The sequence below is a fragment of the Paenibacillus sp. FSL R5-0810 genome (assembly GCF_038002285.1).
GTDB lineage: Bacteria > Bacillota > Bacilli > Paenibacillales > Paenibacillaceae > Paenibacillus_AQ > Paenibacillus_AQ lactis.
Map to the genome: position 1 here is coordinate 2,087,264 of NZ_JBBOCF010000001.1, position 20,223 is coordinate 2,107,486.

The following is a 20,223-nucleotide window of genomic DNA, read 5'->3' on the forward strand; positions in this document are numbered from 1 at the left end:
CTCCCCCCATATCAATATGACGAAAACTGCTCTACCGTTCGGAAAGGAATGACAATCCGTACCCTTGCTCCGGACTCCGGCATATTATCGAACTCCAGTCGAGTCATTTGTCCAAAAATATGTTTAAGCCGATATTGCACATTGGTAATCCCTAGATGCCCTCCATTCTGATTCTCTAGGTAACTGCCCGACTGCAATTGCTGCAGCACTTCCCGAGGGAAGCCATTCCCGTTGTCTGAAATTACAATTTCCAATTGATGTTCCTCAAGCAAAGTGATACGGATGTCAATATGAAATGGATAATCCATGAAATCAAAGCCGTGTTTGATCGCATTTTCAATAAAAGGCTGAATTAAGAGCGGCGGAATTGCTGCTTGATTTGCACCCTCGGCAATATGTATTTCATAGCTGACTCGCGCCGGAAACCGGAGCTGCTGTATTTTAATATAGCTCTCCATATGCTCCATTTCTTCCGCGATGGTTACGGCGATTTGATTCGTTTTCGTTGTAAAACGGAAATACTTCACGAGATTCATGCACATGAGCTGGATCACGCTGTAATTTTTGATTTCAGCCAGATTGTAAACGATATTGATGGAATTCAGTAAGAAATGAGGGTTGATCTGAAGTTGCAAATGCTTGAGCTCTGCCTTATGCGCTTTGATCTGCTCTTCATATACGCTGATCTTCAGCTCATGAATCTGGGAGGCCATGCTGTTAAAAGTTTCGTTAATGATGGTGAATTCCTTTGCTTTAGAAGAATGAAGCCGTGTAGTCCAATCCCCATGCTTGATCCTGCGCATTCCGCGTACAAGATCGTTCATAGGCTTAAGAATCGTCTCATTGAGATAAACCAAATAAATCACCAGAATAATTAACGCCACGATGGATATGATGATAATCCCTCTCCGGAAGTGAAATAGATTTTTCAGCATCTGCGATTCCGGAATGAAGGCGCTTAAAATGACATCGGTGCCCTGAATTTGATCCATGACCACGATGTATTTTCGATCATCCTTCCTCACCATTTGATACACTTGATTGGATTCGGAGGCGAGGGCAGTGTCCAGACGCTGCGTTCCAATAGCTGATGTGTTGGTTACCATTTCACCCCGCTTATTCACGAATCCGGCAAAGCCAGCTTCCAGATGGATCATATCCAGCGGTATCATCAAATTCTCCAGCTTTACGAATGCACCGAGATAAAAATCATCTCCCGTATCGACCAATCTGATCAGCGCGTATTTATGCCGGCTATACTCAATGGCTTTCCATTCCCCGAAATAGCTGCTGTCCGGCTTTACTTGCTTAACCAGCTGTTCAATGGTTGTTTGGATGGACAGCAGCTCGTCATAGGACGAGGTCCTGATCGGCGTATAGAATAGATCCTGCTTCTGAACGGAGTAGATAAACTGAAGATCGACGCTGTTGTCGAACCGGTGGTATCGCGTAAGTGTGTTCAAAATTCTGGCCTTGGCAAGAAAGTACTCGTCAGGATCATCGAGAAGCTGCGAGAGTGCCGCAATATTAGGATCTTCAACCGCGATATTGTACAAGAAATTCGTTTCCTTGTTCAGAGCTGCCTCGATCTGATGCGAATAAAGGATCATCGAATTTTTATTGGAGTCCGCCACCTGTTCTCGAATCGTATTGGACGCGTAATGATTATTGTAGAGGAGGAGGGCGACAAGAGGTACGGCAATGGTGAAGAATCCGATGATCAACTTAAAACGAAGCGAGTCTCTAATATTCAACATCATATACTACTCCGGCTCTATAAAAGGTTAGCAGAATGAGCTGCGTGATTCGACAAGTTCATTCTACACTTTGAGTATATTGATATACTGGTAAAAAAGGAATCCCATAAAGGACACACATCGATCGTCCCGGTCTGGAATCCCCCTTTTTCCTTAATCCCTATTACTTCTGAGTCTCAGCCCACTCAGCCAGTTGCTTTTCCACTTCGGCTTTCACTTTATCAAAGCCCGCGGACTTCCGTTTTTCTTTCCATTTGGCAATAATCTTCTCAGGATCAACGGCTCCCGATTTCAGCGTAGCCCCGAACTCTTTCTCGACATTCGCTAAGGATGCCATCTCTGATTTAACCGGCTCTTGATTAAAAGCAAACCCTAGCGCAATCGAATGCTCCGCTCGTTCATTGAACTTTTTGAACTCTTCCCATTTATTTGGATCTTCATTGACCCATAAATAAGAATTGAACTGGTTCCCGAACATCCAGCCTCCCGGATTTGGGTAGCCTTGCGTGTCCGCATTCACACCCTCAGGATAATCAATCACATTATCGGATTTCTTGACATAATGTTTACCTTCGATACCCCAGTACAGCATATTGAGCAGCTTCGGATCACTATATAGCAGATTCAAGAACATCATCGCTCTAGCCGGATCCTTAGAAGTACGCGATATTCCGAGCATCGCGCCCTGCGCGTCTCCTGTCGTTGTAAACGGCTCCGCCGTTTCTACCTGCACTACCTCTACACCCGATGATATGCTCATTTCCTTGTCTTTCCCTGGCTTTAAGGATTGGGCAACCGCAAAGGCTTTGCCTGCCTTGATCATATTCATCCCTTGGTCAGCGTCTGATGTAAGAATATCCTTATCAAACCAGCCGTTCTGATTCCATTGATGCATTCGTTTGTAGAAGTCGATGAATTTTGGGTCTTCCAGGGTATCCACGGCTTTCAATTCTTTACTTCCCCGTGGTACAGCGAGATTGGCCACGATGTAATCGTAATTGGCTGCATCCCATATATTTGTGAATTTGCTTGAAACGATTGGAGTCACACCAGGCTCATTGTCCTTAATCGTCTTGAACATCGCTTCCATATCTTCCAGCGTCTTGACGCCACTAATATCGAACTTGTATTTATCTACCAGCTTCTTGTCAAGAAGGAATCCGAACCCCTGCCCGAATTCTTTCTTGGTGGGAAGTGCGTACAGCTTGCCTCCGATTCTGGATCCCTTAATAAATTCCTCGCCGAGGATGCCCGGAATATCTTTGCCATATTGGGCCATCAAATCATCGAGTTCCAAATACTGCCCTTTAGCAACATCCTTCGCATACGAGAACCAGCTGGCTGTGAACATCAGATCAAACGGTTCATTGGAGATTTTCATCAAATTGGTTTTATCATCCCATGAAGCCCACTCAATGGGTTTGAGCTCAATCGTAGCATTGATCTTTTCCGTCAGATATTTGCTCATTTCTTCCTGAACAAGCAGTAAATCTTTAGGAGCCGTTGCCGGGTAAACAAGCGTTATTTTATAAGGGCTAAGCGAGGAATCCGAATTATTTCCTGTTTGATCCGCTGGAGTCGGTGTGGTACCGGCAGCCCCCTTACTACAACCTGTTAATGCCAGTATTCCGCAAAGCATGAATATAAGCACTAAGTAATGCGCCTTTTTCATATCCCTGAAATCTCCTCTCAACATTCATCTTCTCTCAAAGAGCGTTATTAAAGTGCGAATCGCCTGCCCCACCTCCTCAATCGAACAGTGGTTTTGAAGCTAACCTTTCACGGCACCGGTTGTAATTCCGCTAATGTAATACTTCTGGAAGAACGGGTAGGCAAACATCAATGGAGCAATGCCAACGATGGCAAGAGCCATGCGGACCGTTTCTCTAGGCATGGTGGCGAGCAGTTCCCCGACCTGGGCCGAGCTATTGGATTTCATCAGAAGATACTGAATATTCGTGAGCGTCTTTGTCATCAGGTACTGGATGTTATACAGCTCGGGTTTATCGATGAACAGCATACAGTTGTACCAGTCGTTCCAGTAAGCTAACGTGTTGAATAGGCCAATCGTCGCCATAATCGGCAAAGAAAGCGGAACAACGATTTTAAAGAAGATCTTCATTTCGCTTGCGCCGTCAATCGTCGCGGATTCAACCACGGATTCCGGAATGGACGAGGCGAAGAAGCTGCGCATAAGCAGTACATTGAAGGCACTTAACAGCAAGTTGGGAATGATCATGGCCATAATCGTATTTTTCAAATCAAACATGTTCACATAAGTGATATACCAAGGCACCATTCCGCCGCCGAACAGCATGGTGAAGAAAATATAAAACGAAAGGGTGCGGCGAAACGGAAGCTCGGGTCTGGATAACGGATAAGCAAACAGGGCTGTTATGAAGAGGCTTACGACAGTACCGACCAGGGTGGACAAGATCGTAACCCCGTAAGCTTTCGCGATTTCCGAAAAATCGTTGAATAAAAATTGATAGGCTGCAAAGCTGATCTGACTTGGAAACAGCGAGTAGCCGTTCTGCAGGATGGAATCCTCACTTGAAATGGACACCATAAAGACAAGAATGAACGGAATTAATGATACAAATGTAAATGCCCAAAAGAACAGGTGAATCGAGGATGCGCCGATCCATTTTTTTGCGCTCACTTCCTTCACTACATTGACCTCCCCTCTGTTAAAACAAAGCGTCTCGTTTATTAATCCGTCTTACGGCTGTATTCGCTACTAATATCAGTACAAAACAAACAACGGACTGATAGAATCCAGCTGCAGTTGACATGCCTATATCCCCCGATTGAATCATGGCACGATAGACAAAAGTATCAATGGTGTTCGTTGTCGGGATCAGAGCGCCAGTATTCATGGGAACCTGATAGAACAATCCGAAATCCGACCGCAGAATGCCGCTAACCGCAAGCAGGGTCATGGTGATGATCACGGGCAAAATTAACGGGATGGTAATCCGGGTCATCTGCTTCCACTTGCTTGCTCCGTCGATCGTGGCGGCTTCATAATATTCTTTGTCTATACCAATAATGGCAGCGAAGTAAATGATGGATAGATATCCTACGTTCTTCCATGCATTGACGATGACCAGTATGTATGGCCAATACTTGGGCTCACCATACCAAGAAACCGCCTCGGAACCAAACCAATTGATCAATAATCTGTTCACAAGGCCGCTATCTACATTTAGAAAGCTGTAGACCAGATAGGCAACCACGACCATAGAGATAATGTGCGGCAGCAGAAATGTGCTTTGATAGAATCGGCTGATCGCTCTATCCTTAATCTCATTAATCAGCAGCGCAACCAGAACCGCTAAGACCAGATTCAGCACAATAAAGACGAAATTGTAAAGGAAGGTATTCCTGGTAATGATGTAAGCATCCTGTGAGTTGAACAAAAATTTAAAATTATCAAATCCGGCCCATGCACTTCCCCAAATGCCATCGACATAATTGTAGTTCTTAAATGCTAGAATCACGCCGTACATCGGGATATAGTTGTTGATGAATAAATAGACGATCCCTGGCAACGTCATCAGCAGCAGCCATTTATACTTCTTCAAACTCTTCATAAAATGAGACGTGTCTCTCATGTTCCAACCCCTTTGTCACGACATGTAAACCTTTACATCCCCATTTTATAGCCATTTGATTTTGCCGGGCCACTATCTTCATGACTTTATGATGCAACGTTGGTGACTTTATCGTAAGGATCAAAAAGAAAGACGACTGCTTCGTGCAGTCGCCTGAGACTTACATTTACCATTTGATATATCTAGAAATAATTTATTAATCAGCCGTTAAATTTTGACGAACGACTTCTCCCTTGAACTTCGATTGCTGACCCAACGATAGCTTGCCTACCCCATACCATAGCAGCTCGACCACCGCGATGGCACCGGCGATGTCCAGAAGGACATGCTGCTTCACGAACAGGGTCGAAGCAATGATCATCCAGGCACATACTTTCACCGCTGTCCGTTCCCAATTAGGATAGGATGCACAAGCCATTGCACCCTTGATCATTAAATAACTGGTCAACACATGAATGCTGGGAAAGCAATTATAAGGATTATCGGTGCTGTACACCAGGTTCACTAAGCCTTCGAAAATCCCCGTCCCCATGGCGGTCGGACGCTCAACCGTCGTCTGGAACAGATAAAATATGATATAGCAAGCAACCAAACCGAGACACTGGGTTAGCAGCGTCCGGTAATATACACTACGCTCCCTGATACAGAGCATAAACAGAACGATGATGATGAATGGGTACCATATCAGATAAGGGATGATAAACATCGGCACAAACGGAATTTGGGCATCCAGATCCGTCATCAGGCTGTAAACCGGCAGATGCGCCTGGTTCAGTACAGCGTAAAAGATGTTCAGTACCGGAATGACCAGAATCCATAACATCGGGAGATAGGCTTTCACTTTCGAATTCACATGCTCCCTCCCTTCTTCCGAGACACATCATTCTGATCCATGTATATGAAGCGGCAGCCTCTCGACATGACTCGTTGGTTTTTGATTTTTTTAGCCTTACAACATTGAAAATCCATTCCTTGCACTCCTTATTTTCACAGTGAAGTTCATATTCTATCATGACGGACCGGATGTACAAAGTAAAAAACTGGTTAACGATGGAATCAAGCAGGAATGTTACACGCAAAAAAACCGCGATGTTTCGCGGTTTTTTTGAATGAGCGCAAGCGAAAGGAGCATGCCCGTTCGTTGTTTCATTGGCTTTATCATTTCTTCGTGCTTCTATCGTCCGAAACATTTATTCGTTTAGCCATCAGTCAAAACAGAGATTGCCCGTAATCACCCCCGTGTTACACCAAATGGCAGGCAACAAAGTGATCGTCGCCGACAAGACGGAATGCGGGCACTAGCTCTTTGCACTGGGCTGTGGCAAGCGGACAGCGGGTATGAAACTTACAGCCTGAAGGCGGATTGGCCGGACTCGGAATATCGCCCTTGAGAACAATTCTCTCCCGCTTCAGTCTCGGCACCGGCACAGGAATTGCCGAGAGCAGCGCTTTCGTGTAGGGATGGAGCGGCCGGCTAAACAGTTCGTCCCGTGAAGCCATTTCCATCATCGAGCCGAGGTACATAACCCCAATCCGGTTGCACAAATGCTCGACTACGCTTAAGTCATGGGAAATGAACAAATAGGTCAATCCCCGGGTATGCTGAAGCTTCTGGAACAAATTAATGATTTGGGCTTGAATGGAGACATCGAGCGCCGAGACCGGCTCATCGGCAATAATAAAATCGGGGTTCAGCACCAGAGCCCGGGCGATGCCGAGCCGCTGCCGCTGTCCGCCGGAAAACTCATGGGGAAACCGGCTGTAATGATAGGAGGAAAGACCGCACGCCTCGAGCACATCGAGCACAACGTCGCGAAGCTCATCCTTCTCCGCCAAACCATGCTCCAGCAAGGATTCGCCAATGGCATCGCCAATACGGATGCGAGGGTTGAGCGAGCTGTACGGATCCTGGAATATCAGCTGCATCTTGGGTCTAAGCTTGCGGACCTCCGTTTTGGGCAGCCCGTGAAAGGGGATTCCCTTAAAAAGCACGTCCCCGCTCGTTTTCTCATGCAGCCGCAAAATGGTCCGTCCAACGGTGCTCTTGCCGCTCCCGGATTCGCCGACAAGACCGAAGGTCTCTCCCGGCTGGATCGTGAAGCTGATATCGTCCACGGCTTTAACGTAGCCGACCGTCCGGTTTAACAGCCCCGCGTTGATCGGAAAGTACTTTTTCAAACGGCGCACCTCAAGCAATGCTTCGCTCACGCTTCCGCCTCCTCTTCATACAGCCAACAGGCTGCTAAATGACCGGCTGCCACTTCGCTTAGCTTCGGCTGCCGGATTCGGCAGATCGGGATGCAGGATTCGCACCGATCATGGAAATAGCACGATTCCGTCAATTCAAGCGGACTCGGGACCTGCCCTGGTATCGAATACAGCTGTTCTGCTCGTTGACCGATGATCGGCTTTGATTTTAGCAGTCCCCGGGTATATGGATGCTTCGGCCGCTCGAACAGCTCCTCGACATCCCCTTCCTCAACGATCTTCCCGGCATACATGACAATCACATAGTCCGCCATCTCCGCCACCACGCCGAGGTCGTGCGTGATCAGCATGATCGACATATTGGATTGCTCCTTGCTTTGACGGAGCGTTTCAAGAACCTGAGCCTGGATCGTTACGTCCAGCGCCGTTGTCGGCTCGTCGGCAATCAGCAGCTTAGGGCCGCAGGAGATTGCGATCGCGATCATGATCCGCTGCAGCATGCCTCCCGACAATTGATGCGGGTATGAAGCCGCAATTTGTTCAGCCCTCGAAATGCCGACTAACTCAATCAGTTCCAGCGCCCGGGCATAAGCTTGCTTCTTGTTCAGCTTTTGATGAAGCATGAGCGGCTCCATAATTTGCCTGCCGATGGTGATGACCGGATTAAGGGAGGACATCGGTTCCTGAAAAATAATGGAGATGTCGTTGCCGCGGATGCGCCGCATCTCTTCTTTGCTGATCTTCAAGAGATCCTTGTCTCCGAACCGGATTTGACCGCCAACGACTTTCCCGTGAGGTTCATCCACCAACCCCATGATCGACATCGCCGTGATGCTCTTTCCGCAGCCGGATTCCCCCACGATGCATACCGTTTCCCCTTCACGGATGCGGAAGCTAATATCGTCAACCGCCTTGACCGTTCCTGCGCCGGATTCAAAATAAGTGCTTAAGTTATTAATCTCGATTAATGAATTCATCTTCCGTTCACCTGCTTGTATTCTGTTTAGGGTCGAGAACGTCTCGGAGCCCGTCGCCGAAAATATTGATGGCAATGACCGTCAAAAAGATGGCCAGTCCGGGAGGGATCCACAGCCAGGGCCGCTTCTCGAAATCGATCACATTGTTGGCCGCATCGATCATATTTCCCCAGGTCGGCGTTGGCGGCATAACCCCAAGCCCAAAAAAGCTGAGCGCGGACTCCGACAATATCGCCCCTCCAATGCTCAATGTAGCGATTACGATCAGCAGCGGAAATACATTGGGCAGCAAATGGCGAAACAGCTTCCGCTTATCGCTGAGGCCGAGCACGTCGGCAGCCTGCATATATTCCCGTTCCCTTAATGTCAGCATCTGGCTTCGGACAAGGCGCGCCACGCCCGGCCATCCGATAATGCTCAGCATCAGCATCACGAGATACAGCCGATAATCGGTCGGAATCTTCCAATCCGACATTAGTGCTCCCATGATGAAGAGGATCGGAAGTCCGGGGATCGTGAACAACAGGTCGGCAACCCGCATAATGATCTGATCCACAACGCCGCGGTAGTAACCCGAAACGATACCGAGAACCGTTCCGATGGTCATCGACAGCGCCATGGATGCGAGACCTACCGTAAGCGAAATCCTGCCGGCCTGCAGCAGCCTTGTGAGCACGTCTCTGCCGAGCAGATCCGTTCCCAGCCAGTGCTTGGCGCTCGGAGGCTGGTGCATATTGGCGGGGTTGATCTTGCCGTCTGCATATGGCGAGAATAACGGGCCGATAAAACAGATCAGAAACATAAACACGATAAAAGCGAAGCCGGCGACCGCCAGCTTGTTTTTGCGCAATTGGCGGATCGATTGCCGCCATAACGAATCGGATACATCCAGGGCGCGGATGGCTTTTTCCGCACGTCCAGCCGTCGTTTGAATGGACATGTGCAGCTCCTCCTTTCGCTAAAGCCTGACCCGAGGGTCGGAAGTATGATAGAGGATATCGGAGATGAATGTGCCGACAACCGTCAAGATGGCCAGAAACATCGTAAAGCCCATCAAGAGCGGATAATCCCGGACCGTAAACGACTGCATGTACAGCTGACCGATTCCCGGCCAGTTAAAAATCTTCTCGATAATGATGGAGCCCCCGAACAATCCTGGCAGCTCGAAGCCGATCAATGTAATTGCGGGCAGCATCGCATTTTTCAACGCGTGTCGATAAAGAACCGTTCTCTCCTTCAACCCTTTGGCCCGGGCGGTACGGACATAATCCTGCTTAATGACTTCCAGCATGTTGCTGCGGAAGTACCGGGTCAGCGAGCCTACGCCGAGCAGCACCATGACGGCAACAGGAAGCAGCATATGATGCAGAACCTGGGCGACATATTCCCAGCCTACGGCACGGCTGCCGGTCGTAATCATTCCTCCCGGCGGAAGGATTTTCAAATCGACGGCAAACACTTTGATCAGGAACAGCCCGATAAAGAACGAAGGAATGGACATAGCGGCGAATATGCCGACCATAACCAGCGTATCGAGCAGCGAATACTGTTTGTAGGCCGTCAGTACGCCGACGACAACGGCAAAGAACCAGGTAAAGAACGTTGAGACCACCGCTAGCAAAAAGGAATTCCATATGTAATCCTGAAACAGATCGAGGACCGGACGCTGCTGTGCCAGGGAATACCCGAAATCGCCTTTGAACATATTGGCCATCCAATTTACGTATCGCTCGAGAATCGGCTTGTTCAGCCCATGTATCTCCCTAAGCTCTGCCTTGCGCTCCTCGCTTAAGCTCAAATTGTTGTCGACGTAATCGCCGGGCGTTAAAGAATACAGGAAAAAGATCAACAAGGACGCGCCAATCAAAATCAAGAGCATATATAAACATCTTCGGAGCAAATAGGTTCTCATGTTCTCTCCTTCAATCAAGCATCTCCGGCCTGCTAAGCCCAGGCTGGAGATGTCTTTGTTATCAAGCGGTTCACAGGCACTTGCTGGTTGAAGCGTACTTATTTAAGCTCCCAGTCGGGCAAGCTGTGGGCGATCCCCGCCAGCGGGTTTAGCTCGAACCCGTCAATGCGGCCATTGATGGCAATCACCGATTTGGTATAGTTGGTAAACATGATCGGCAGCTCGTCGTTAAGAATTTTGAACATTTCGTGGTAAATCTTTTTGCGCTCCTCTATGTCGTCTGTTGCTAAACCTTTCGCATATAGCTCGTCGATTTGAGGATTGTTATAGCCTTTTGTCTCCCCTTTAATAAAGCTGCTAACGCCCTGGGAAGGATCACTGATAATCGTCGTAGAGAATGAGGCCATGTCAAAATCCCCGCCGTTCACCTTTGAAACGAGCGTATTGAAATCCGGGAACTGCTCAGGGATAAAATCGACGCCGATTTCCTTGTAGTTCTCCTTGGCAACGGCGATAAAAATATCCGTATTCGGGCTCTTCGATCCCAGATAGTTGATCTGCAGCTTCTTCCCGTCCTTCTCGCGGATGCCGTCCGCACCGACCTTCCAGCCGGCTTCATCTAACAATTGCTTTGCTTTTTCCGGATCGTACGGGTAGGGATTAATCCCTTCTTCTGTATAGGACCACAGGATTGGAGAGGATGGAATATTGGCAAGCGATCCTGCACCTTGCCTGGAATCGACATAGATCAGCTGGCGGTTCAGCCCGTAAGTCAAGGCTTGGCGGACGCGCTTGTCTTTCAGATGGTCCCTCTCCAAATTGAATTGATTGTATCCGTAATTGCTCGCTGTGCTTGGGATCAAATTCAAGAAGCCGAGGCCCTTTAGCTTCTCGATATTATCCGTCGTAGCGGAGAAGCTGCCGTAATCGACCTCTCCCGTTTCAATAAACTGCCAAGTGTCTCCTTCGGTCGTCTTATAGATGAAATACTCCGTCTTCGGCTTTCCGAAAATATAGTGTTCGTTCGCAACAAAATTCACTTCTTGGCCGGGAATGAACTTCTCCAGCTTGTATGGCCCGTTCGTGATCGGGTTGGCGTGCAGGTTTTTAATGTAATCCAGATTGCCGAACTTATAGTCCTTTCCATAGTAGGCTTTGGATAAGATCGGGCCGCCCAGCACCGTCAGTGCAGTCGCATTGGTCTCTTCCAGCGTCACGGATATTGTCTTCTCATCGATCACATGAATACCTTCGATGGAATCGGCCTTACCTTCCTTGTATGCTTTCCCGCCTTTGATGTTGGTTTCCACTACGCTGTTGAGGCCGTCGTAGGATGGATCGTGAAGCAAGGTCCACGTAAATTCGACGTCCTCTGTCGTCATTGGCGATCCATCACTGTACTTCAAACCCTCGCGAAGAAAGAACGTATAAGTCAACTTATCTTCGGAAACCTCCCATTTCTCGGCGAGTCCCGGGACCGGCAAGCCGTTCGTATCGACCCTGACCAGCGGGGTATATAGCACGGAGTTCACATTGCCGTCATATCCCACCTGTGTAAAATATGGAGTAAACGCACCGCTCGGGTTCGTCAAGGTGACGATAATCGCATCATTTCGCTGCTTGGCTCGATCCGGTAGTTTGGACAAATCCTGTGCAGGCAATGGCTCTTGAAGTAAATGTTCTCCCGTTCCTTGATTCGCTTGCGATGACGATTCATTCGCGGAAGGGGTCGATGAGGGAGTAGACGCAGCCTCCGTCTGCGTGCTTTGCGGGCTGGAGGAGCATGCCGCCAGAACGACGGATAGCGCCAATAACCAAAGCACTATCAACCCTGAATACCGTTGTTTTCTCATATAAACCACCCTTTTCATGTTTATAAAGTCCCTTGGTATTGGTATCAAACCAATTTCAATCATCGTTTCAGGATAATTTTTCTATATACTGCTGCATCTTTTTTAACTCCATTATGTATTCTTCTTCACGCTCTTCTCGAAGTAAGCCCCCTCTCCTCTTATACGTGAAAAACAAAAAAACGCAGGAATTAGCTGAAATGCTGCAGCTCTCCTACGTCTCCAATGGTATGGTCGACTTTATGTTTTTCAACTGTGTAATTTAATAATTCCAATTGGAATTATCGGACTTTTTCGTAGCTTATCATTACCTGTTAAGGATTGTCAATAGGATGTTTTGTAGCACGATTCTCACCCGTCGGTTCTGTTGTTCATTATAGCAATGGAACATACCGATTAGTATGGCATCAGCCATTCCTTCTCCAAGCCTCCAAATTCATCTCGTTGTTCATAGCCGCTGCAACAAAGGCTCCCATGGAGGCTGCAGCAACCGCTTGGTGAAGCCGGGATGCCGCATCCCCTGCGCTATAAACGCCCGGGACACTTGTCTTCCCAAAGTCATCCACGACAACGGCCCCCATCTCTGTCATGCTGCATCCCATGGCTTGCGGAAGATCCGAGCCCGTGACAAGCGTCGGTTTGAAGAATATTCCCCTGCATGGAATGGACGTCCCATCTTCGAGAACGACTTGCCGCACGATTCCCTCGCTTGAGTCAATGAACCGAATCGGTGAGTCGAACACAGGTACTTGATGCTGCTGCATCTCTTCGCGTTGGTCATCGGTCAGCTCATCGGGGCCATTCGTGCAGATGGTAAACTGCTTGGACCATCCGGATATTAACGGAGCCAAGTGCATGGCATCTGCTCCTTTGGCAATGATGACTAGCGGCTGGTCTCTTAACTCCCATCCATCGCAGTATGGGCATACAAACGCGCTTTTCCCATAAGCCTCTGCCAGTCCCGGAATATCGAGCGGCTGATCCTTCATTCCGACGGCAAACAGCACTTTTTTGCTGGTAATGGTGTTCCCTTGGGCAGTTGTAATTTGAAAATGACCATCCGAGCCCGTAATCGCAACGGCCGCATCCCCCATGAAAGTTACGGAAGGATAGTTGCTGATCTCTTCCTTGGCAATTCGCCGGAATTCGCCAGGGCTGATGCCATCGCGTGTAAGAAATCCGTGGGTCGCACGGGTCACGGCGTTGCGGGGACGACCTTCATCGATCACCACTACATTTTTCCTTGCCCGTCCCAGTACGAGCGCAGCATTCAATCCTGCCGGGCCGCCGCCAATAATCGCTACATCAAGAAGCTGTTTTGTTGTCATTTTTAATTACCTCCATAGATCTGTAATGTCCATAATTAAGCCGCAAGAAGTGGTTCACTTCTTGTGCGATTCATGGCTGCGGTGCTTGAGAGCCTCATCCAGTACCGTTTGAATCGTATGCTCCCGTAAGTATTGGTGCAGATGCTCTTCAGCGCCTTCCATCACCTTCTCCACCAGACATCCGTTTCTCGCTGGTTGTTCCTGCTGTGCAGCTCCCTCTTGAGCTAACAACTGATGCTGCCGCGAATTCATATTCGAGCATTCAAACAACTGCTGTCGTCCTTCGATTACTTGGATCACATCAAGAAATGTAATCTGATCGGCGGGTCTGGCAAGCTCGTAGCCGCCGTTCACCCCAGGGACGGCACGGACGATTCCATCCTGTCTTAGCTTGGACATAATCTTGGACAAGTAGCTTTCGGAAACCCCAAGCGTTGCGGATAATTCCTTGATTCCGACGTTGGTGTGGCGCTCCGGAAGACCCAAATGAATTAATGCGTGCAGGGCGTAGTCCGTACTTTTGGAGAACTGCATTTTGTCTACCCTCCCTTCCTCTTATTATCACAATTATGGACCTGTGAAGTCTATGATAAATGATTCCATTCTAATTTGCAACAACAAATGATGCGGGGCGCCTAGCTTTGCTTCTCTATTAGCCATTGAATTAAAGGGGCCGCCTTTGAAATGATGGAATCCGGGTCATGGGTCATTATAAGCTGTGGATAAGCGTCAGGGAAGTTGGCAAGATATTCGCTTACGCACCAACGAACGGACCAATTGATATCCGTCGACCATGGTATCCATTTGGCAACTTCATTTTTTCTAACATCCTGTAATAATCCAGAGGCAAGCAAGCCGCGGACGCCCCCCTCAGATTCCTTCTCAAGTCGCTCCCAGAAGACGTCCCGCTCCTGTTCATTTAACGGTTTATCCAAACCCGAAACAGCAATTTTCCTAACGACCGGTGAAGGATCGTCTAAGTATTGCCATAGCAGCTCTCGAGAACAATGTTGATTTCTCACAAGTGTCGATAAAGCCACAGCCCTCTCCATTTCATCTTGGGATTGTAACGATGCAGATGCGTCTTTAATATAGAGGGACGGCAGCTTTTTTCTCGAATCATTAATTTTGACACCAGCTACAATCGCCGCCTCGACTTTGTGGACATTGATTCTAGGGGCGGGATTCTCGTAACCATGGAGCGGATCTCCGTAAGTGGTCAATGCATGGCGCAGCGTATTCACATCTAGACTCGGGTACTTGGACAACAAATATGCAGCGACTCCGGTTACTAAAGCTGAAGCTCCTGACGTCCCCCAATAATAGGAGCCCCCATCCCCTTCTTCATGTGATTCACAGAAGGGCAGGGTTAGAAAAACTCTTGGTGCAAGGACATCTGGCCTGAAGTGACCGTCTGCATTACGTCCATACGGTTCATCCGGAAAAGCTCTGTGTTCTCGGCGATCCGCAAGACCTCGGTCATTATATCCCCCCACTGCTAAATATTCGAAAGGCGGCAAAATATTGATCGTTCTCGTGTTCCCGTTCGAGCAAACAACCAAAATCCCAGCTTGTACCGCTGAAGCCAGTGCTTGAACCGTAGTGTTTTCTTTTGTACTTTTTAGAAGGATCTGATGATCAAGCGCATGCCAACCTGTGCTTAAGATAATCCTTATATTCCATTCTTTACGTTTTTGCATGATCCATGAAATCCCTGCTCTCAATCTTTCTCCTTCGCCGGCTTTGAATGCACCGTGATCAAGAACGACTAAATTCGCTGCCGGTGCAATCCCGGTATGAATTTGCCCATTATGAACAAAAGGGAGGTGTGACAACGCGAGTACCGTCATTAAACCATGTTCGCCATCCCCATTATGATTTTCCTCTGGATCTTCATTAGCGATATCACGACATGTAATCGAGTTGTCGTCATGAACCGTAATATATTTTAAACGGCTACGTAAATGCTGAATTGCAGGATGCGGGGTAATTCTATCTATGATGACAATCCCTATATCCTTCCCTGCTGCTTTGAAATCTGGAGGTTCAGAAAAGCCTAAGCGGGCCCAATTAGGATCAGTTGGTGTTCTCATGTTAAATCTCTCCTTTGAATCGAAGGTTATAAAGCTACGTTATTGGCAGGTTTGGGTTTTCAAAAATATCAAAAAGCCCCTATCAGCGCTTTAAATAGGGACCTTCAGATGTTATATGCTAATGATTCCGGTTACGAATCGCAGCCTTGGCCTCTTCCCGATCATCGAAATCTTTCGAATTCATGCTGATCCCCTTGATGTCAACGTCAGCATTCCCTTGGATTTGAGCAATGGCCAAATGTTCAATCAGCTCGGTTAATTTCAAGAAGGTCCCTCCTACCGCCATAAGATGTCGTTCGACTCCATTATAATATTCCCGGCACTGAAATAACATCTTTTTCCATGGTCTCATTCATTGACGCTGCTTCGTCCACATGCTTCGAATCCATATCACAAGCACAAGAATCAGCGGCAAGGCAATTTGAAAGATCGGAGTTACGTAGGTAACGACAACCTTAATGCCGAGCCAAATATGGTGAGGATAATTGGGGGATATAAACGCTAACGCAAATATGACTACAGCAACGACGACCGTCCACATTTTATAAGATAGCCCTGTAATTTTATGAAGCCCCATGGCGGCTCCCATGAAAAATGCAGCCATTTTTGTACCCAAACCGAGAACTAACACGATCACAAATAGAACATCGAACCGTTCAAAGGCTTCAGCAATATCTATAAGCTGAACCACCTGCAGAAGCGGCAGCGTGCTGTTTGCTGCTTGAGTCGGGCCTAATACGAGGATATTGATTTGATTAATCATAATTAAGCAAATCGCCGTAATTACGTAAGTAATGATCACGCTCCGACTCAATTTTTCCTTTTTCTTGACTAGAGGAAAAAAGAGCAAAAACAATAACGTTTGCCCGAACGGAAAGGATACGATTTCCGGGACGGCGGCCGTCCAGGCAGGACGGAACCCCTCTTCCAGAATAGGCAGCATCAGCTCAAATTGAATCAGCCCCGAAGAAACAAGCAGCGTATAAATCGTGAAGTAGCTCAAAATAATGATGGGCAAAAAACCCGCGCACATCCAAATCACCACTTTGGGGCCATATCTTACGGTATTAGCCACCACGATAATTGCCGTCAACATGATAAACATTAGCGGCGTTCGGTCTAGTAACGTTAATAGCGTGAGTTCGCCCAGATCCCTTAAATTGCGGGATGCTTCATATGCAAAATAACCGGCAAAGCTTAGGTTAACCGCAGAGCCGATGATTTTGCCAAAATATTGTCTGCACAAGCCATATAAATCAAGCCCAGGATTGGACCGGTAGATTAACAGATACATGGCCAGCAGGAGCAATCCGATCAAAGCGGCAATGCCCATGGCGATCCATGCATCCCGTTTCGCTTCAGCCCCCAAGAAGAACAACGTCGTGCTTCCGACTTCAAATACAGCTAGAAAACATACCAAATCGGTAACTCGTATGGATTGTTTCATCTCCATGGTTCCCTTCTTGTTTCAGCATCCATTTAAATATGAAGCGGCTAGCCTCCATCCGGTTTGAACGTCTTTTGAGACATGCCTGTCTGACCAATGGTAACGTTAACTTGCAGAACAAGCCTGGTGGACTGCATTCCTTCCTTCTCCCATTGATCCTTGATTTTACTCCATTCCTTCGGATATTTGCGATGGATTTGATCTGCAAAATGAGGCAGGTCGGCTTGAAGCCTTTTGGAGGCTTCCCACCCCTTGCTCATGTAATCCTTAATCACCTCCTCAATCTCTTTTTCCGCAGCGCGCAGATTGGATAAATTCGCCAGATTTTCAGGACAGTTGGACTCGCTGATCCTGCCTTTTGCTTTAACGGAGACCAACATTGTAAACCCATCCGCTTCTTTACGGACTCGGGTTTTGGTTTTCGCGGGAAATGTTTGAAAGGAGAATTTCTCAGTTCCTTTATTGGAGCCTGGGCAGGTTATGGATAATGCACTGATTCGGATTTTGTCCGTTAACCAAGATATTCCGATGCTCTCATTGCGCGTTAACGTCCCGACGCTCCGGTCTTTTCGAAAGACGGCCAATTCTGTAATTCTGACCTTGGCGGGAGTAGAGGTTTTATGCAGCTGATCCATCGATTCGATCCTTGACTGCGACTCCCCAACCACTTCAACCTGAGGAACACTGGCTACACCGGATTGAGAATCCAGACTCCGTGTCAGCTCATACATCTTAATCGATGGGAAATTACTGTTGAAATGATCCGTTTGCCTTGAGATATGAGCCATTGCAGTGCCTGGAAGACGTTCCGGTGGAATAAGCTGCTTAAGCATTTCACTTGCCTGCCCTTCCGTTATCATCACGCTGACATTCTCTCGTAAGTAGGTATTTCTCCAGTAAAAATCTATAACATCTGTAATGCTCTTCCTTGCTGCCTCTTTACCGAGAACGAGAACATCTGCATGAGGAAAATACAATCGTCTGGGAGATTCTGTGTAAATTACATCAATCGCTTCCCGAAGCGTTGGGCCTTCGGAGGAAAATACATGGACGGGTGACTCTCCTCCGCCCGCTTTACTAGCTCCGCCGGTTCCGGCTGAAATCGCCGAGGGGTTGATGAACTGGTAGGTTACGATCCAGCCTTCTTCGCTTCGGTCTATGCCAAGAGCGGAAATCAAGCCGATTTCATTTAATTCCGTTCGATTCCAACATCCTGTCAGCAATAACGCCAGAACGAGCGGGATCGAGCATAAACCGAATCTACGCATAATGCACCTCACTTTCGTACGGTTCACTTCTTCCCCTGTTGCGGTCGGTTCATTCCCTGCCTGACCATATTTCGTCGATTCATATCTTGGGGTCTTGTCTTAAGGAATGGCCATGGCAAACGAACAAACAGGTCTCTCAAATCGGCGAAGCGCAGAGGGGTAACCGGCGAAAGATAAGGAACGCCAAATGAAGTCAAGGAAACCAGGTGAGCATAGATAGGGATGATCCCTGCCAAAATCCCGTATAAACCGAAGGTGCCAGCCAGCAGCATCAACACAAAACGAATGATTCGGATGGCAGCTGCCATGCTAAATGCCGGTATAGCAAAGTTGGCAATCGCTGTAAAAGAGACCACGATGACCATCGCCCCCGATACGAGTCCCGCCTGTACAGCGGCCTGGCCCAAAACAAGTGCTCCCACGATAGAAATAGCCGGTCCGATCACCCTGGGCATCCGCACGCCCGCTTCACGAATAATTTCAAACGTAATCTCCATCATGAACGCTTCCATGAGTGCGGGCAGCGGCGTTCCTTCCCTTTGCGCTGCCAGGCTGATCAATAATGTTGTCGGAATCATCTCCTGATGAAAAGTTGAAATCGCAATATACAGTGACGGTAACAGCAAGGATATGACAAAGGAGAAAAAACGGATTCCGCGTAAAAAAGTGGAGAGATCATACCGTTGATAATAATCCTCGCTGGAATGGAGGAACCTAAAAAAGGTGACAGGAGCCAGCAACACAAAGGGCGTGCCATCCACCAGAATAACCACTTGTCCTTCCAGCAGACCTCCGGCTACCGCATCGGGACGCTCCGTATTGATCAGTGTTGGGAATGGGGAGAGCGTATTATCTTGTATAAACTCCTCAATATACCCGCTTTCCAGAACGCTATCGGTTTCTATGCTTTGCAATCGAGCCCTGATCTCTGATACCACGCTTTCATCAGCAATTCCCTCGATATACGCCATGATGACTTTGGTATTGGTATAACTGCCGATTACCATCGATTGAACCCGTAAGCTCGGCGTTCGAAGCCTTCTCCGGATGAGGGACAGGTTCGTCGAAATATCCTCTGTAAATCCGTCTTTAGGTCCCCGAATGACGGTTTGTGAACTCGGCTCTTCGATCGAGCGCTTCTCCAGGCTTTCGATCGAAGCAGAGAAGGCTTCTTTCATACCATCTGCTAATATGACAGCCTTCCCATCCAAAACAGCCGAAATGATGGATTGGGTTGTATGTAATTTGCTAATTGGGCCTGCTGGCAATATTTTATTCAGTAAGGATTCGATACCTGGCATTTGATCAGCTTCTAGCGTTACGGTTAACCAAGATTCCAGAATCCGATTAAGCAGATTCGTATCAACCAGCCCTTCAATATAGCAAATAGCAATCTCCGGAAGATCCTCTCGCCCTGATATTTTTCTAACCATAAAGTCCGTACTGTTCCCCATGATATGAGTTAAGGTTTGAATGGACTCTTGAAGAGTCATGCGGATCTCAATTGGTGCGTCGGTTCTAGTCTGTGTCGAATTCTTCGGACGGCTTCGTTTTAGCGCTTTTTTTAGTAACCGGCCCAGCATGACAGTCCCTCCCTTAACTTTATCCAGTATTATGGGAACTTGCCGGCTAAATTATTCTTCATCCAAGTCCTTCATCTTGGCGAGAATCAGTAATGACGGCCGGTTGCCTCCATGATAAAAAGAAGGATGTCATGTGATGACATCCTTCTTAAACGAATTGCCTATATAGTTTTTGACAGCATG

17 protein-coding genes are annotated in these 20,223 nt (G+C 47.8%); all 17 read right to left on the reverse strand.

Features of this window, described 5'->3' with window-relative positions:
• Positions 1-11: 11 nt before the first annotated feature.
• The 17 genes from MKX76_RS09375 to MKX76_RS09455 all read right to left on the reverse strand — a co-directional run bounded on the left by MKX76_RS09375 (position 12) and on the right by MKX76_RS09455 (position 20,040).
• Positions 12-1,760 carry a sensor histidine kinase gene (locus tag MKX76_RS09375; RefSeq protein ID WP_251535067.1) on the reverse strand — a complete coding sequence of 583 codons (1,749 nt, stop codon included), beginning with the start codon at positions 1,758-1,760 and terminating at the stop codon, positions 12-14.
• A gap of 160 nt (positions 1,761-1,920) precedes the next feature.
• Positions 1,921-3,429 carry an ABC transporter substrate-binding protein gene (locus MKX76_RS09380; RefSeq protein WP_341033570.1) on the reverse strand — a complete coding sequence of 503 codons (1,509 nt, stop codon included), beginning with the start codon at positions 3,427-3,429 and terminating at the stop codon, positions 1,921-1,923.
• Positions 3,430-3,528: 99 nt separating this feature from the next.
• A complete protein-coding gene (locus MKX76_RS09385; protein WP_007131868.1) occupies positions 3,529-4,428 on the reverse strand; it encodes a carbohydrate ABC transporter permease in 900 nt (299 codons plus the stop codon).
• A 19-nt stretch (positions 4,429-4,447) separates the two neighbouring features.
• Complete coding sequence (locus MKX76_RS09390; protein ID WP_251535071.1) at positions 4,448-5,374, reverse strand: ABC transporter permease; 927 nt, start codon at positions 5,372-5,374, stop codon at positions 4,448-4,450.
• A 196-nt stretch (positions 5,375-5,570) separates the two neighbouring features.
• Positions 5,571-6,227: a phosphatase PAP2 family protein gene (locus MKX76_RS09395; protein WP_210094914.1), complete on the reverse strand. Its 657-nt coding sequence runs from the start codon at positions 6,225-6,227 to the stop codon at positions 5,571-5,573.
• 389 nt (positions 6,228-6,616) lie between these two features.
• Positions 6,617-7,582, reverse strand: a complete 966-nt coding sequence (locus MKX76_RS09400; protein WP_341033576.1) for an ABC transporter ATP-binding protein — start codon at positions 7,580-7,582, stop codon at positions 6,617-6,619.
• Positions 7,579-8,559 (reverse strand): ABC transporter ATP-binding protein, encoded by a 981-nt coding sequence (locus tag MKX76_RS09405; protein ID WP_210094912.1) that lies wholly within the window; start codon positions 8,557-8,559, stop codon positions 7,579-7,581. The genes MKX76_RS09400 and MKX76_RS09405 overlap by 4 nt, the downstream gene beginning before the upstream one ends.
• 7 nt (positions 8,560-8,566) lie before the next feature.
• Positions 8,567-9,499, reverse strand: coding sequence for an oligopeptide ABC transporter permease (gene opp4C / locus MKX76_RS09410; protein ID WP_341033578.1), 933 nt, complete (start codon positions 9,497-9,499; stop codon positions 8,567-8,569).
• Positions 9,500-9,517: 18 nt separating this feature from the next.
• A complete protein-coding gene (locus MKX76_RS09415) occupies positions 9,518-10,471 on the reverse strand; it encodes an ABC transporter permease (protein ID WP_210094910.1) in 954 nt (317 codons plus the stop codon).
• A gap of 98 nt (positions 10,472-10,569) precedes the next feature.
• Positions 10,570-12,324, reverse strand: a complete 1,755-nt coding sequence (locus MKX76_RS09420; RefSeq protein ID WP_341033580.1) for an ABC transporter substrate-binding protein — start codon at positions 12,322-12,324, stop codon at positions 10,570-10,572.
• 404 nt (positions 12,325-12,728) lie between these two features.
• Complete coding sequence (locus tag MKX76_RS09425; RefSeq protein ID WP_341033583.1) at positions 12,729-13,649, reverse strand: NAD(P)/FAD-dependent oxidoreductase; 921 nt, start codon at positions 13,647-13,649, stop codon at positions 12,729-12,731.
• Positions 13,650-13,703: 54 nt separating this feature from the next.
• The gene (locus MKX76_RS09430; RefSeq protein ID WP_007131857.1) at positions 13,704-14,183 is read right to left on the reverse strand and encodes an RrF2 family transcriptional regulator; all 480 of its coding nucleotides are present in this window, start codon (positions 14,181-14,183) and stop codon (positions 13,704-13,706) included.
• Between the two features lie 101 nt (positions 14,184-14,284).
• Complete coding sequence (locus MKX76_RS09435) at positions 14,285-15,742, reverse strand: S8 family serine peptidase (protein ID WP_341033585.1); 1,458 nt, start codon at positions 15,740-15,742, stop codon at positions 14,285-14,287.
• A 118-nt stretch (positions 15,743-15,860) separates the two neighbouring features.
• A complete protein-coding gene (locus MKX76_RS09440) occupies positions 15,861-16,007 on the reverse strand; it encodes a hypothetical protein (protein WP_341033587.1) in 147 nt (48 codons plus the stop codon).
• A gap of 87 nt (positions 16,008-16,094) precedes the next feature.
• On the reverse strand, positions 16,095-17,195 hold the full coding sequence (locus MKX76_RS09445; RefSeq protein ID WP_341033588.1) for a GerAB/ArcD/ProY family transporter: 1,101 nt from the start codon (positions 17,193-17,195) through the stop codon (positions 16,095-16,097).
• Positions 17,196-17,236: 41 nt separating this feature from the next.
• Entirely contained in the window at positions 17,237-18,457 is a 1,221-nt protein-coding gene (locus MKX76_RS09450) for a Ger(x)C family spore germination protein (protein WP_341033590.1), read from the reverse strand.
• A gap of 23 nt (positions 18,458-18,480) precedes the next feature.
• Positions 18,481-20,040 (reverse strand): spore germination protein, encoded by a 1,560-nt coding sequence (locus tag MKX76_RS09455; RefSeq protein WP_210094905.1) that lies wholly within the window; start codon positions 20,038-20,040, stop codon positions 18,481-18,483.
• Positions 20,041-20,223 lie beyond the last annotated feature (183 nt).